Here is a 15,231-nt window from a genome sequence, read left to right as displayed (position 1 = left end):
ACGCATTCAGTGTTGAGGAAATCGTTGGTTTTCAGTATGTGTGCTATGCCAAGTGCCATGTGGGCTTCCTTGACGCAATCACTGAGGCTCTTGTCACTTAGTGCAGTTCGTGTAAACTTGAGCCTTGTCAGCGTCTCACTAGCTTCTGAATCATTAGCGCCTGATCAATGTGGAACCGGTTAATCGGTTCAGTTTGTCAAGCGTCTCTTTAGTTCTTAGTTAGCCAGCGTCGTCTGATGATTGCGTACAGTGAAGGCGAAACCAGAAACTTTTGCAGGGTTAGGTGGTTTAGCCGAAAATGATTGTTAAAAAGCCGATTCTATTGTTGAATCGGCTTTTTGACGTGTGTAATTAAATACCTGTTTCATAGTTTTATACTATTACTTTAATAAGATAATTTTTGTGAATGCAACCATCTTATCACTACCTTGACATGATTCTTCCAATCCAACACTCTGCCCGTCAACACACATCTCTACTGATCCAATAGTTGCTTTCACTTTTCTACCCTTGAATTTAGACATATCACTTTCATCAAATTTCTCACATAAAGGCGCAGCACACAAGGCATTATGTTCTCCGCCCTGGGCATCTACAATCGTTAATCCACAACGATCTCCACATATGTATTCCGATATAACCCCTTCAATAACTTGATCTTTTGCATTAGCTGCGGTGAAAAATAACACGCTCAAAGAAGCTAACAGTACATAAAGGGTCTTTTTCATAATTCTATTCTCAGACGCTGTGCAATCAGCAAGATTACTTAAACCGACATGTTGCAACTAAACTTCTTCCCATAAACAGGAATAATTTTTGCTGCATTACTCTTCGGGAACTTTATCGACTTCCCTCCGAACTTAACGATAGCATTTCCCTTGCGCAGATTTTCCAAGAGTGAAAGGAAGTTGCTTTCTCCAACACGACTATCAGTACTAAATGGTCCATCGTAAGAAATACCATTTACGTCGATAGTAAAGTTCTGAATATCTTTATCGTTGCTCAATTGAATGAGACACTCGATTGGGAGTCTGCACTTCCGGCTTCCGTGGGGCAACCGATGTAAAGGCGGAAGCCATCTTGGTCAATAAAATACTCTAGGTTTCCCTGCCCGAATCCTTCTGTCCATCGACCTTGAGCTGCCAACACATTGGCACAAGCAGTAACAAAAATAAAGCTAATGAATATGTTTTTTAGTGCTTTCATTTCTAAACTCTCCAAAATCAATAAGCACTACCGAAGATTAGCAACGCTTTCACTATAGTAAAATTCAGCCATTAAATAAATCAGGTATCCACTAATTTAACATTGAGAACTGTTGGCACTGACGCAAGTGATTTATAATCTCATCTCGACAACCGTGTCAAGTGTTTTTTAGCCGGGATTACGCTCGAATGTCAGAAACTACTTTTGAACAACAGCCAGAGATGCTTCTCAAAAAAATAAATGATAATAGAACCGATCACGCCATGTCGGAATAGCGTTCTTTCGATTTTAAAAACTTTCATTACATCATCTATCTAAACATCGTTCCAGAAAACAGTCACTCTATGCACCTAAACAATTTAATATAAAAGGTTTTATTGCTTGACCAACTGATTCAGTGTCACAATTTGCCAACGGTTGCCATTCCATCGCAGTGGAATGATCCCTTGATACTTTTGCGCTCGACTTTTTTTCGATTTCCCTTCAAAACTAACGTTCAGTGTTGCTTCATCTTTAGTAATGCTCAACAATACCAATTCCTTTAAATCTAGCCATTCGGTATTTTCTAGCAGCGTCCATGTTTTTGAAGTTGCGTTCTCTAAAATTTGCACAGCAGTGCTGATCTGGTGTTGGTTTACGGCATCGAAATATTGCTGCACAGTTATCAATGCCGCAGTTTTGCGTTCATTATTCTGTTGCTGCTCGATCTCTGCTGATCGCAAAGCCTCCGTTTGTAAGGTTTCTTGACGATGCAATTCTTGCGCTTTACCAGTATCTTGACTAAGCTGGTTTTCTTCAGTTTTTATATTGACGACATCAGTCTTTTTACTAAGTTCATCGTCTTTTTCGACAATGTTTGTAGCTGGTTCTTTCCCTTCACCAGTAAGGTTAATCTGAGGACAACTTTTTTCCACTAATTGCGCATAGTCTAAATCAGTGAAATCTGGAATATCTGAAGGTGATCCTTGCCTATCAGACATAAAAAATCTAAGGAAGAAGTTGGGTCTTTTTTCTTCAAGAATAGAGACCCATTCTAATATCATATTCATTACCTCATCATAACTTTTTTTACCGCAAACAGAAATATACTTTTCTTCACCTTCTCTTAAAACATTCGCTTCAAATTCTGCTAATTTAACCTGAAAATTAATCTTCATATTTTGGCAGCCAAACGTATCTAAACCAAAACATTGTTGACGATATTCATTCTGAGCCAAATCTAACATAAAATGTTCAAACATAATTTTCTCTCTTACACATGCACTCAAAAAACAAATAAATAAGGCGATCAACGTAGCTCTCATTATTTTTTCCATAAATGGTTTAATGAAGGATGCGACCAATCTTTAATCCATTCATCAACGCCTAAATCTACATAATGCGACAACACGAAATCAAGAAAAACCTGTTGTTGACTATTAAAGATCGCGCCGATCTGTGCCATTGCCCGCCCGACGCGCTCTTCTGGGGTGAGCGGTTGAGTAGCATACGCGACATGCGCCAACACATCAAATAAATCGCTCTTCTCCGCGTTGATAAGTTGTTGCATTTCAAACAGTTGCTCTTTACCAAACCCTTTCTCAGCAAGTCCATCTAATAGCTTACGGCGTGTATCTGGTGTGCTCCACAAAGTGCGTAACTGGGTTTCATCATTGAAGAAGACGGGCAGTGTACCGAATAACACTTCCAGAAACTGTGCCTTGTAAACGTCCGAGTGTGATTGGATATTCACGCCGGATGCGACTATCTGGAATAACACTCCAACCCGCTGCTTTTAATGCAGGATCAATATAATCAGCGCGGGTTTCAGCTTCATTCATTAACGACTACGCCACGGCTTGATATTGTTCGATCACAATCTCTTGAGGAAGAAATGGATCAGTTTGTTCTGTAAACCATAACAATCGTTGTGATGTGTCATCATCGAAATACTCTTCTCCGCAACTATTACAAATTAAAGCTGGCACATCTTTGATGAGTATTGTTTGACCGTTTTTATGAAACACAACTTCAGTATGTTTTGCCAATAAGTCGCCTTGCTTGCAGATTGCGCATTTCATTTGCGTTTTCTCCGAAAGTCACTATCCCACATTGCCGGATCGGGATAATACGCGGTAATGATAACGGTTGTTTCTTGACAGGTTGCAGCAACGACATGGAGCGGTTGTCCATTCACCCAGTGTAATAAAAGCCGACTTGGGCATGGCGTATCATCTGGATATTCGCTGATGATTTCACCTTGTATTAAAGTTGTTAATATCGCTTCGCGTGAAATCATACGCTCCATCATACGAATTTGAACATGTTTTCTCCAAATGATTTGCATCGTTTTCTTTCACAATTGACCACTAAAGGCTTGATTTAAGAGGGATTTTTTCAAGTCATCAAGTGCGGCGAGTTTGCGTTGATAAATGGATTCGAGGTGTTGGGTTTCATTTTGTAATAACTCGATCTGTCCAATAATTTCCGCCCTCTCGTCTACCGCAGTTGGGATAGGAATAGGAATCGAATTCATAGCTTTCTGGTTTAACTTCGGCTGGGCTGCACCAGTAATATATTCGTCAAGTCGAATGCTTGCTAGATAGAACTCAACAAATCGTTGAGTCGCCATGTCCCCGAACTTGAGGATATGTGCATGATTATTTACCCAATACTTTCCAGACACTGAAAACGCTATTGGTGTGGATCGCGCTAATAGGTTCGCCCCATCTTCCGAGATTAAGAGCGCATCACAATCAAAGATGTAATCAGCGACGTAATCGACAATGCCTGATGCTCCGTAGTATGGATATTCGCCACTATCTCGAACGCTTTTAGTGATCGGGATTCGCTCGCTGTCGAGATTGGTAGATATTTTATCGAGCGTGGTGACCGCCCACCCCTCACCCCGTTCAGTGAAAACAGATTGTAGATGACTTTCAAATAAAGCGCGGGCATTTTTAAGGTTCTGTTCGGCATTCGCTTTGGCGGTGGCGATACCAGCAAAGGCTTGGTCAAGAATGGTAACGATACGGCGTTGTTCGTGGATTGGTGGAATAGGGATATTGAAATTATTGACTTGCGCCAATGATAGGTTTTGCTGCGCTACACCGCCCTTAACTTTTTCCACTTGTTCAAGAACAAAACCAGTTTCAAGCGCCTTGCGAACAAATTCCGGAGATAGATTAGGGTCATGCTTTAGCCGAATAATTGACAGAGCCTGGTTTGTATTTGCTGGAAGAATGTCATCGGTCACAAACGCAGTGCGACCAAGAGCGCCCGCAATTGAAAAAAGAATGTCGCCAGATTGAAGTTGGGAGCGCTTCAAGACCGTGTGACAGTCTGCTGAAACATGGGCAAACTTCTCCTCGATAAACTGCCCCGTCGATGAAATCGATTCAATCTTTATGAAGTTGATTCCCTCTTTGGTAAATGAATGACCGATAGAGGTTGGTGTCGTCCCTTTAGTCACCAACGCGGTCAGATCACCAAGCCGTTTTAAGTTCCATCCAGCCTTCATAGCAACGTCCTGATATTCGCTAACACTTCTGCACTTTCCGCATCCAATGCAATTATCTCATCCATAATATCGACCGGACTACGATGAATGATTGCCTCGCCACCATTAGGATTCTTCACTGATAAATCATAGGTGCTGGAATCAATACCGGAAACATCCACGCTCCAGCTTTGCAATGAATCCGCTTGAGTCTTTTGCAATTCGACAAACGCTTTCAGATCATCGTCATTCAATGGATTTGTTTTACCGAGATTCCGTCCCGGATCAAGCTGGTAATACCACACTTGGCGCGTTGCAGTACCTTTCTCAAAGAACAGCACCACCGTTTTAACACCCGCACCTTGAAAGGTACCACCGGGACAATCAAGGACAGTATGCAAATTGCATGATTCCAATAACAACTTACGCAAACTCACAGAAGCATTATCGGTATTTGATAGAAAAGTATTTTTAATCACCACTCCCGCACGACCGCCAACCCGTAGCATTTTAATGAAATGTTGCAGGAATAAAAACGCCGTTTCACCAGTACGAATCGGGAAGTTTTGCTGTACTTCTTTGCGTTCCTTGCCGCCAAACGGTGGATTAGCCAGAATGACATCAAACCGATCTTTCTCTTGAATATCAGCGAGATTCTCAGAAAGAGTATTGGTGTGTAGAATGTTAGGCGCATCAATGCCATGCAGAATCATATTCATAATGGCAATGACATAAGCCAATGACTTTTTCTCTTTGCCGTAAAAGGTACGCTCTTGCAGAATTGTTAAATGTTCGGTAGTCAGATTGGGCTGTTTCCTAAGAAAATCAAAGGCTTCGCACAGAAAACCCGCTGAACCAACTGCACCATCATAAATGCGTTCGTTAATTTGAGGATTCACCACCTGCACCATTGCCCGAATCAAAGGACGCGGCGTGTAGTATTCCCCACCATTGCGTCCAGCGTTGCCCATGTTTTTGATCTTGGCTTCATACAGGTGCGAGAGTTCATGCTTTTCTGTCTGCGACCGGAAACGCAATTCATCAATGCGATCAATGATTTCCCGTAAGTTATAGCCGCTGTGAATCTTGTTTTTAATCTCTGCGAAAATCTGCCCAATTTTATATTCAAGCGTATCTGCACCACTGGCACGTTGTTTGAATCCACGCAAATAGGGAAACAATTCATTATCCACAAATTCACGCAAATCATCGCCATTCAATGCCAGATNAAAACAATAACCATGAAGTTTGTTCAGTATAATCAAGCTCAGTGGTGCAACCGGCTTCTTTCCTGAGAATGTCATCAATGGACTTAAAGGCTTGCTCAAACATCGTTGTAGTGACCGTTGAATAGACCGGGGGAAGGGCAATGCTGTTCACTGTACGAGATCGGCAGCCAGTTGTCCGCACATCTTGCACCAACTCGCCTGCCAACTGCTGCAATCTGACCAGACTGATGACATGATCCGACATCGAGGGCGGATCAAAGTTTGGCACATCAACAGACACAGAAGAAGCAGCCTTGAAAGCCGCGCCGTTGCTGGTCTGAAATCTGTAAAAGTTATGTAATGACATATCAAAGTTATGTTATAACATAACAATTTAGGTTTGAACAGCGACGACTCGGCATGACTATCGACATTCAAGCGCAAGGGAAACCACCTGAAACCCAGCATGAAGACACGCTGCACCAAGGTTTTTATGTTTATGTACCGCACAGGCAAAAAATTAAGGATTCATTCATTATGATGTTTCAAGAAAAGCTGCAACAATTGGCAATTGAAAATGTGCTGACTATTGAAAGTTGGCGGGTTTTGATGATGGTCATTGGTAAAGTGGATTTTGAGAACTTTATTCATGTAAAACAAGTACATATTGCTGAAACATTAGGAATGAAACCATCTAATGTAAGCAAAGCATTTAAGCGTTTAGTTGAATTAGATATTATTGAAAAGATCACTCAAAACAATATCAATGGTTACCGTTTGAACTATAAAATGGGATGGAAAGGGAAAGCCTCGAATTTGAAGAAGCATATAAAAGACAAAGAAAAATCAACTATTATTCAAATAACAGAACGCATTAAAAAGACGAATGTCATAACAACTTCACCTGATGAAGATTAAGTGAATTCCCACTATCTTTCACCTTTCACAATCACCCTCCGCTAATTGTTGCCCTGCCTTAATAAGTCGATTGATGTGACTCATAAACGACCTTGGTAAAGGTTCACCCAATTCTAATTGAATTGCATCGGCTATCTGTGCCCGTGTTAAACCCTCGCAGCGCAGCTTCCATGCCATCAGCTTGATCTTGTCGTGGTACTTAACAGTACTCTTCCGAACCCGTTGCTTAGACGCACTCAGATCAAAATCATTAACGGAATCAACAGGGTTATCTGTGGTAACAACAGGCTCAACTAAATTATCAGATAATTTATTGTCGTCAATATCAGGCAATTGATCGTGATGGACAGGCAATTCTTGTTGACAGTTATCAGATAATTTATTGATCACCTCATAAATTGCTGTTCCTAGATTAGGATCAATGGCTTGTAGACAAGTTGCGACTTCCGGCGACACCCAAACAGTCACTCGCTTCCAACCCTCTTCTTTCCGCCGATCACGCAAGCGTTGCTGTTGAATACGGTTATTGGTTTGTTGTCTATTGGTCATGTTTGAATCGCTCAGAATGGGTGAAATTGAGAATGTTCTTAATGGTCTGACGATGCCAATTCTTGCCTCGTGGCTTGTATCCTTGAGCAGTCAATTCATCCGCAATCTTCTGTAATGATTGTCCGGTTTCCCGAAGTGTTTTAATCAATACAATAATCTGTTGTTCAATCTCATCAATCACTAATTCTTTAGGATTCATTGGATGCAGTTTGTATCCATAAGGAACAGTTCCAGTACGTTCTCCTCGTGATTTCTTTGCTTGCAATGCCGCTGTGGTACGGGCTTTCACTAACAGAATTTCATACTCGGCAAAGGCATCGACAATCCGTCTCATCAAGCGGTTGGTCGGGTCATCCCCTTCAGTACCTTCTCCCGCAACACTGATGATCCTTGCTCCGCGCTTCTCAACCAGCCGCTCGATCATCGCTATCAAAACGGGATCACCCCGACACAGACGATCCCTTCGGGCAACTAGCAACACATCTCCGTTCTGCAATGAATCAAGTGCTGCTAATAGCCCGGGACGTTTATGAAGGGATACAGTTCCACTAATTCCTTCATCACTAAATACTGCATCGATCCTGTCAGTAAAGGTACGGCATTGATCTAGTTGGGTAGCAATCCCGAACTCCTGCCACCCGGTCGACGTTCGCAGATATGCAATTGTTTTTGTTGGCATTGTACAGTTATCAGATAACTTCATACGTCACATAATAAGAATTATCTGGTAATTTATCAAATGATTTTTAACTGACACAAGTCATCAATGATGATGAATATAATGATGGTTATTGGATGAGTAAAAGATGATGTATTAAGCGGGAATGAGGAAAGGGTGATGTCGAAGTACGCCCGTGCGTTGACCAACAGAACAGTGTGGAGGCAAGCGATGAGGTGTTCCGATGTCTTGGTATCGCAAAGTTTTTTGTCAGCAGCACTTGAAAAGAGAAAAACACCACCTATGTTCACGTTCCGGTTCAAGGAAGGGCTAGACCAGCGTAGTTCTTAGATGACATTAGATCGTGCAAGACCGTATTCATAGATTCACGGATGTTATGACAAGGATGTAGTGAGAACCTGCTTCATAGTTATCACGTTTAATGCAGTGCCCAACCCTTCAAGGTTGTATTGATCTTTAACAACAAGTTGCTCTTAACTACTTAAATTTAAGGGGTTTTTATGTCTACTGAATCGTCAGCAAACTCAACTCAACCCACTATCACTTACAAAACGCCACCAGCTCCAGTTATTCCTTCCCAACCCGTTGACCCTGCAGTTCCTTTCCTGAAAGCAGCAACCAACTTGCAAGTGGAAATCGAACAGAAGCACGCTAACGACAAGTATCTGCAACGCTTGGTTGTCGGTGAATCAATTGGCAAACAGCTCATCTCGAGAGGCATGAAAGAGTTTCTGGTGCGTTATGTGTTTGCATTGATCGATGGGAAATACGTCGTTTTAGATCGTCAAGCTGTTGATTCACAAGGGTATCCACTGGGTTGTGCAGTGGTTGATCTGGATGAAATCAAGAAGCTGTATCCGCACCTCACCATCAATTTCCAACTCCTGAAAGAAGACAAGCCCTGTCGTCTCAACATCTTTGATCTGTTTCAACAATCGGCACAACGTGAGATCAGAAACCTTGTGGTGCGTCGTGATGACCAAGATGTTTCCAAAGATGAGCTGAACCTGTTACTCCCGTTACTGATTAAACCATCTGACATTTCCGATGACACCATCATCAAACCTTTCCGTGAAGCGTTAGAAGCCAACGGCTTTCAAGCATTCGACTTCTTCATGCAGTTTCTCGCTCATGCTGCCTATCCCCGCGCCGCTGGGATTGGAATGGGAATTGAGTTAACTGGTGCCGAGACCGTATTCACTAATCTATTCATCACGTTGTTGCGGCAAATCTTCGGCTCGAGATGCCTTGTTATCACCCATCCCGATCAGTTGAATTGGGTGTATACCCGTCTGAGTCGTCCTACGTTGGTCATCATCTCGAGTCGCACCTTAACGTTGGCAGAGAAGGCTGGTGAAAAGGCACTGTTAGAATGGATTACACACAGTGAACTGACCATGCGTGGAATTAGTAAACAGGTGCAGGTTCCAAACTACACCCAAGTCATTCTCCTAAGTGAAGTGGGTTATGAGATACCGAAACGCTTGAAGAATGTATTTACCCTCCTCAACGTGGATCACATTGAACCGACAACCTTCAACGATACTGCAGCACAAAGTTTCCTCAACTATTTGTACCAATGCGCTAATGCCGAGATGAACTGGGCAAAGGGGATTCCTTCTGTCGCCAATGGGCAACGGGAATTAGAAACCAATCCAGTACTACGCTTTTTAGTGGACTTGTTAGATGACTCAACTGTGTTGAATCGCCTTATCAACAATGACCGGAAGATCATTAAGTCAGAGCTTTGGTATCACTTTGAACAGGCACAGAAAGGAGCAACAATCAAAGTCAACCAAATTGTGTTTGGACGGGAACTGAACCGCTGGCTGCCATTAGGCACTAGCAAGATTAAAGGGTCTGAACCAAACCATCTTGACTTTAAGAATCGCACTTGCCATATCTTTCCACCTATTGATGACTGTAAACAGATCATTGAAGAGAAGCTGGGCATGACGTTGGAATGGAAACGCCCGATTAGCTCGGAAGCAAGTGAAGACATTCATGAAATCATCTATGACGCTACTGAATCAGAAGAGCTCCTACAACTGGTTAATGATCTATCCAAGCAAGCCATTGGATTAGCATCCAACTAATCTAAGTATCTGTGATCCAAGGATGGATCCATGAATCTATGAATCCCTGCCATTCCCTAAGCCGGTCATCGCTGATCGGCACTGCCAAAACCCCCGAAAGCCTTTTCACCCCTCCGCACCAAACCCTACCCAACCCCTACCCTTTTGGGGCTTTTGGGTGTGCAGTTCTGCCTCTGCCAAGCCCCAAGCCCTTCCGCCGTCCGCCCAATTCCATCCACTCCACTCCCACTGTCTCGTATCAATAACAAAAACATGAATATCAATGGATATTCTATGGTATTAGTCCAGCTTAAGGTTCATATAGATATAAACAACTAGAATCTCTAGCCTTTTTAATCAGCTAGAATTCAGTTAGTACCATTCTTAGTTAATGGTTTGTCATCATTTTATTATGGTATTTTTATTATTATGAACATTGAATTATATGAACCCGATAAAGTAGTTAAAGGATTATTGTTATTCCATCCTATTAACACCTTTTTTGAAATCCGCATTTTAGAAGCAACATTAGATGAAGGTTATCACGGCATTGTTTCTGGCATCTTCAATGATCCGCGGCTTGTGCCAGAACAACTGCAAAGGATTAGTCAAGCAAAGGGCTTTTTCCATACCTTGAACCCACTGAATCCAGAATGTGCTCTCGTACAGAACGCAATGTTGAATCAACTGAGTTCTGGCAATGGAAGTGCAGGAAGTAAAGACATTCTTCAACGCAAGTTTTTAATGATCGACATTGATGCAGAACGTCCATCTAAAACCAGTGCCACTGAAGAACAGAAAGAGAAGGCAGGCAATGTTGTCAAAACAGTTCATCAATGGTTGTCTGACGAAGGTTGGTCAAATGCAATTGGGCTTGATAGTGGCAATGGATTTCATTTGTATTATCCACTTGATAATGACAGCATTCTTGATTCAACTCCATATAAAAAATTATTGAAATGGTTAAAGGATAAGTTCACTCCTGATCCTAAAGAGCAAGGTGCAACGATTGATGTTGTTGTGTATGACCTGCCACGCATCACCAAGATTCCCGGAACTCGTGCCTGTAAAGGTAGTGATCCGAGTTTATGGCGCATGTCAGAACTGCTCATGTCACCCAGTACAGTCACGAATGGAATCAATGCAATGCAAATTGAAGCTATCAATCAACAGTTGTCACCTCATGTTATAACCAAAGAATTTACAACACTTGATCAGAATAAAGAACCTGACCTACAGGCAATTGAGCGCCGTAAAGCATGGATTAAACAATATCTTCCTGAACTGATTGGAACTGAGAAACATGAAACAGATGGACGGCTGGTTTATACCTTAGATTGTCCATTCAATCCTGAACATAAGAAGAAAGGGCATATTACGATCTTCCCTAATGGTGGAATTGATTACGCCTGTTTTGTAACCAGTTGCAACAATAACCATTGGGCAGAGTTTAAGGCACTGTATGAAAAGACCGATGAACCCACTTGGAAAACACCACAACCATTAAGCGTAGAAAAAGTTGCTACATTTGAACCTGAGTTATTACCCGATCCAATCTCGCAATGGGTGACGGAAGCATCAGCCAATTACAGCACTCCACCTGACTTTGCAATGGCGGGTATTATTGTCGCGTTGAGTACTGTACTCGGAACTAAGGTCGCTGTTTTCCCCAAGAAAAAGGATAAGTGGTATGAATATCCACACTTATGGGGAGTAGTTATTGCCAATCCCGGAAGCAATAAATCTAGTCCTGTAGCAGATGCTGTAAGTTTTATTCATCCATTACAGGATCAGGAAGATGTGAAGTATAAACCAATGGAAAAACAATACAATTCAAATAAAATCACTCATGAAAGCTCATTGATTGCTGCAAAGGAAAATCATAAAGCTGCAATGAAGAAAGGTGATCTTAACACTGCTGCAACAGAAAAAGCTAAGATTGATTTACTGGTAACCCAGGAACCAAAAAAGCCAGATCAAAAACGTTATATTGTCAATGATAGTACCATTGAAAAGATTTTTGAAATCTGTATGGAAAACCCGCAAGGAGTCCTGTATTACAACGATGAGTTAGCTACGACACTTGATAGTTTTAAGAAGCCAGGGCGGGAAGATAGTCGTAAAAGTATCATTGAAGCGTGGAATGGAAAATCAGTTAATAAGCATATTGATCGCATTGGTCGTGGCTCAAATGTAATCAAGAAGTTGTGTATTTCTTTATTAGGAACTATTCAACCAGAAGTGTACGTAGGTTATATTGGTAGCAGTGCCGATGGATTAGTTCAAAGGTTTCAATTCGCTGTTTATCCTGACCCTATGTCAACATTTAACTGGGTTGATAATTTAATTAGTCCTACACTCCTGGATGAAGTGGCTAAGGTATTTAATCGTTTAGATCATTATAAACCACCATTGCATTGGTACCCGAATGATATTTTTGGTCTTCACTTCTCACCGGAAGCTCAAATCACATTTCAGGAATGGGTTGTTGCACTGAAGAACCGTGTCCTTAATATGAGTAACGACGAGCAAAAAGTTCGCTCATTTATTGATCATCTAAATAAATATACTTCTCTATGCCCAAAAATGGCTTTGCTGTTTCAATTCATTGTAGATGATCGTGCTCAGGTGATTTCACAAACTTGTCTCTTGCGTGCCATTGCCACTTGTGAATATCTGGAATCACATGCGCGTAAGATTTATGGAGTGGATCAACAAGGTCAACAGAATGTATCAGCCCTTGCTTTATTAAGAGAGATTAAAGAACATGAAATTGATGATATGACTGTTGCCGAACTGCTTAAGAAGAACTGGAAACACTTAAATAAAAAATCTCTTATTTCAAATGCACTCAAAAAACTTGAGGAATTAAACTGGTTAAAAGTCGTTGAAGTTGGAACTGGTGGACGCCCAGCTAAAAAGATTCAAATCAATCCTGCTGCTTATGATTGTCCAATAGAGCAGGCTGTGCAACCAGCCCGCCCTAAATTAGAAGCATTAAGAGAACATTTACTTAAAGTATCCATGAACAGTAATTACAATGATCCCGAACTTGATTCAGAACCTGATTCCGAGTTCCTTGAAATGTTAAGTTCTACATTGTTCTAAATCATCTTTTATATCAGCCCCCTTCACTGGGGGCTTTTTTTTACCTTGCCGCCCGTCCCTGCCAGTGCCCACCACCCTAACGGCTGAATCCCCTCGCCCTTCCAAACTGCACACCCGAAAGCCCCAAAAGCCAACCCACGCCTTTGAATTGGTTATTTATGGTAACAAATCCATTCAATTCTGATTGATTATCTCTGTATATGTCATGTGCATATGAAATGGGTTTTCAAATAATTGATAGAGATATTATAAATTAAGGATGGTTAATTCCATCCTCAATATCTGTGCTGTGCCTCCGCCTTAATGCTCACGCATTTTGTCAGCACAGATACTTCCCTGATCAAATCGGTGTCCTTCACGGGATGCCGATTTGATTGTCTCTTTAATGGAGTTCAATACATGTCGAGCCAAGAAATGGCTATCGTCATTGATGATGAGTCAACTAATCTAGCAATAAATCCGCTAGATATTCCAACAACGGTTTTCAAAAACGACCTGGCGCGGCGAAGTGAGAACAGACAACTGTTACTGAACTGGATTCGGTCATCTTTGAAAGAAGGTATCGATTACGGTTCTATTCCAACTAAACGTGGACCTTCAAAGCCCAGTTTATTCAAACCCGGTGCCGAGAAGATTTGCGGGATGTTAGGAATAACAGTTCACTTTCCTTCACTGAAGGAAACAGAACAAGCCTTATTACAAGGCTCGACTTTTGAATATGTGATGGTACGTTGTGAGTTGAAAAACATTCATGGACAAACCCTCGCAGATGGAGTTGGAGCCCGTAGTCTTAAACAAGATTATGGTGACCTGAATAAAGCATTAAAGATGGCTGAGAAATCAGCACATTGTGATGCGGTTTTACGCCTAGCTGGTTTATCTGAAGTCTTTACACAAGACCTTGAAGATATGAAAAACCTGAGAACGATGAATGAGAATAAACCCTCAACTTCATCTTTTGTCATCAGTGAAGAACAACATCGTGAATTATCCAATCAACTTACTAAGTTGAATCTGGACAATGAACGATTCATTGCCTACTGCAATAAGATTGCATCAGCTAAATCATTAGGATCAATACGATCCTTGAATGAATTACCTGTTGCATTGTTTGACTTCGTTATGAAGAAACTGCCAGAACTTTCTGCTGCAGCTTAATCAACTCTTTGGAGAGAATAATGACTACTGACAACAAGCGCGTGTTTAACCTTGCTTATGGCAAGAAATATCAGGCAGCAGACCACACTGAAAAGAAGATGTGGATTCAGGTTGGTCGATTGACGATTGAGCCTGAGTCTAAGTACGGTGAACGGATTTCTGTCCGTTTAGATTCACTTCCAATTGATCCCGAATTCAATGGAATGCTTTCCGCATTTCCTTATGAACCTCGCAATGGATCATCCAAGAACCCTGAAGACAACATCGCGTTTTAGGAGAACAACATGAGTATTACCCTATACCAGATTGCCGATGATTATCGTGACATTTTGTCACTCATGGAATCTGATGTTGATGATCCAGCAACGCTTCACCAATTGGTGCAAGACACACTGGATCAATTGCAACTGGATGAACAATTCACGGACAAGGCATTAGCAGTGGCTTGCTATGTTCGGGAGACTGAACTTGAGGCTGAAGCTGTTAAAGCGACAGAGACTTCCATTCGCAATCGCCGCAAGCAACTTGAATGCCGTTCTGAATTCCTGCGGAATTATCTGATAACTCAACTCCAGAAAGTCAACAAGACTGAACTGAAGAGTAACCAGATCGTTGTCCGGCTTCGTAAGACACCCGCTCGAATCATTGTGGACGACGAATCAATGATCCCTGATCAATTCAAGGAAGTTGAGACCTTGACCCACATTCGCAAGAATTGGATGCAGGAAAAACTTCGTTTAGGAGTTGATTCCATTCCCGGAGTTCACCTTGAAACTGGTGTGAGTTTAACCTTGCGTTAATTCATCACTGGTTTTAACCCACTGAGGGCTGGCATTGTCAGCCCTTTTTTAT

The 15,231-nt window shown here is 41.7% G+C and carries 15 protein-coding genes and 3 pseudogenes; 6 read left to right on the top strand and 12 right to left on the bottom strand.

The window, feature by feature from the left end; translation table 11 throughout:
• Positions 1 to 380 precede the first annotated feature (380 nt).
• The 10 genes and pseudogenes from CKO12_RS13510 to CKO12_RS15295 all read right to left on the bottom strand — a co-directional run.
• Positions 381 to 728, bottom strand: a complete 348-nt coding sequence (locus CKO12_RS13510) for a hypothetical protein (RefSeq protein WP_200155251.1) — start codon at positions 726 to 728, stop codon at positions 381 to 383.
• 274 nt (positions 729 to 1,002) lie between these two features.
• Positions 1,003 to 1,206, bottom strand: a complete 204-nt coding sequence (locus CKO12_RS13505) for a hypothetical protein (RefSeq protein ID WP_200155250.1) — start codon at positions 1,204 to 1,206, stop codon at positions 1,003 to 1,005.
• A 374-nt stretch (positions 1,207 to 1,580) separates the two neighbouring features.
• Positions 1,581 to 2,447 (bottom strand): hypothetical protein, encoded by an 867-nt coding sequence (locus tag CKO12_RS13500; RefSeq protein ID WP_200155249.1) that lies wholly within the window; start codon positions 2,445 to 2,447, stop codon positions 1,581 to 1,583.
• 62 nt (positions 2,448 to 2,509) lie between these two features.
• Positions 2,510 to 2,902: pseudogene (locus CKO12_RS13495) on the bottom strand (type I restriction-modification enzyme R subunit C-terminal domain-containing protein); the annotation flags it as partial.
• Positions 2,856 to 3,026, bottom strand: a complete 171-nt coding sequence (locus tag CKO12_RS14755) for a hypothetical protein (RefSeq protein WP_207146383.1) — start codon at positions 3,024 to 3,026, stop codon at positions 2,856 to 2,858. The gene CKO12_RS14755 and the pseudogene CKO12_RS13495, both read right to left, overlap by 47 nt.
• Positions 3,027 to 3,032: 6 nt before the next feature.
• Positions 3,033 to 3,266, bottom strand: coding sequence for a type II toxin-antitoxin system MqsA family antitoxin (locus tag CKO12_RS13490; RefSeq protein WP_200155247.1), 234 nt, complete (start codon positions 3,264 to 3,266; stop codon positions 3,033 to 3,035).
• Positions 3,263 to 3,532: a DUF4258 domain-containing protein gene (locus tag CKO12_RS13485; protein ID WP_200155246.1), complete on the bottom strand. Its 270-nt coding sequence runs from the start codon at positions 3,530 to 3,532 to the stop codon at positions 3,263 to 3,265. Before CKO12_RS13485 ends, CKO12_RS13490 begins: the two co-directional genes overlap by 4 nt.
• A 9-nt stretch (positions 3,533 to 3,541) precedes the next feature.
• On the bottom strand, positions 3,542 to 4,705 hold the full coding sequence (locus CKO12_RS13480) for a restriction endonuclease subunit S (protein WP_200155245.1): 1,164 nt from the start codon (positions 4,703 to 4,705) through the stop codon (positions 3,542 to 3,544).
• A pseudogene (locus CKO12_RS13475) lies at positions 4,702 to 5,912 on the bottom strand (HsdM family class I SAM-dependent methyltransferase); the annotation flags it as partial. The pseudogene CKO12_RS13475 and the gene CKO12_RS13480, both read right to left, overlap by 4 nt.
• A gap of 1 nt (position 5,913) precedes the next feature.
• Positions 5,914 to 6,016: pseudogene (locus CKO12_RS15295) on the bottom strand (type I restriction-modification system subunit M N-terminal domain-containing protein); the annotation flags it as partial.
• 296 nt (positions 6,017 to 6,312) lie between these two features.
• Between CKO12_RS15295 and CKO12_RS13470 the strand changes: the two are divergent.
• Positions 6,313 to 6,810 (top strand): MarR family transcriptional regulator, encoded by a 498-nt coding sequence (locus CKO12_RS13470; protein ID WP_200155244.1) that lies wholly within the window; start codon positions 6,313 to 6,315, stop codon positions 6,808 to 6,810.
• An 18-nt stretch (positions 6,811 to 6,828) separates the two neighbouring features.
• Here CKO12_RS13470 and CKO12_RS13465 read toward each other — a convergent pair whose 3' ends face one another.
• On the bottom strand, positions 6,829 to 7,359 hold the full coding sequence (locus CKO12_RS13465; RefSeq protein WP_200155243.1) for a hypothetical protein: 531 nt from the start codon (positions 7,357 to 7,359) through the stop codon (positions 6,829 to 6,831).
• Positions 7,349 to 8,038: a recombinase family protein gene (locus CKO12_RS13460; protein WP_200155242.1), complete on the bottom strand. Its 690-nt coding sequence runs from the start codon at positions 8,036 to 8,038 to the stop codon at positions 7,349 to 7,351. Before CKO12_RS13460 ends, CKO12_RS13465 begins: the two co-directional genes overlap by 11 nt.
• 500 nt (positions 8,039 to 8,538) lie before the next feature.
• On the opposite strand from CKO12_RS13460, the gene CKO12_RS13455 reads away from it, so the two are divergent.
• The 5 genes from CKO12_RS13455 to CKO12_RS13435 all read left to right on the top strand — a co-directional run bounded on the left by CKO12_RS13455 (position 8,539) and on the right by CKO12_RS13435 (position 15,179).
• Entirely contained in the window at positions 8,539 to 10,134 is a 1,596-nt protein-coding gene (locus CKO12_RS13455) for a hypothetical protein (protein WP_200155241.1), read from the top strand.
• Between the two features lie 408 nt (positions 10,135 to 10,542).
• Positions 10,543 to 13,221, top strand: a complete 2,679-nt coding sequence (locus tag CKO12_RS13450; RefSeq protein WP_200155240.1) for a YfjI family protein — start codon at positions 10,543 to 10,545, stop codon at positions 13,219 to 13,221.
• Between the two features lie 399 nt (positions 13,222 to 13,620).
• Entirely contained in the window at positions 13,621 to 14,379 is a 759-nt protein-coding gene (locus CKO12_RS13445) for a hypothetical protein (RefSeq protein WP_200155239.1), read from the top strand.
• 20 nt (positions 14,380 to 14,399) lie between these two features.
• Positions 14,400 to 14,654, top strand: coding sequence for a hypothetical protein (locus CKO12_RS13440; RefSeq protein ID WP_200155238.1), 255 nt, complete (start codon positions 14,400 to 14,402; stop codon positions 14,652 to 14,654).
• 9 nt (positions 14,655 to 14,663) lie between these two features.
• Positions 14,664 to 15,179: a siphovirus Gp157 family protein gene (locus tag CKO12_RS13435; RefSeq protein ID WP_200155237.1), complete on the top strand. Its 516-nt coding sequence runs from the start codon at positions 14,664 to 14,666 to the stop codon at positions 15,177 to 15,179.
• Positions 15,180 to 15,231: the final 52 nt, after the last annotated feature.

The sequence above is a fragment of the Chromatium okenii genome, from assembly GCF_016583745.1.
In the GTDB taxonomy this organism is placed as follows: Bacteria; Pseudomonadota; Gammaproteobacteria; order Chromatiales; family Chromatiaceae; genus Chromatium; species Chromatium okenii.
Note: the sequence above shows the minus strand (reverse complement) of the source record. Positions and strands in the feature narration are given on the sequence as shown.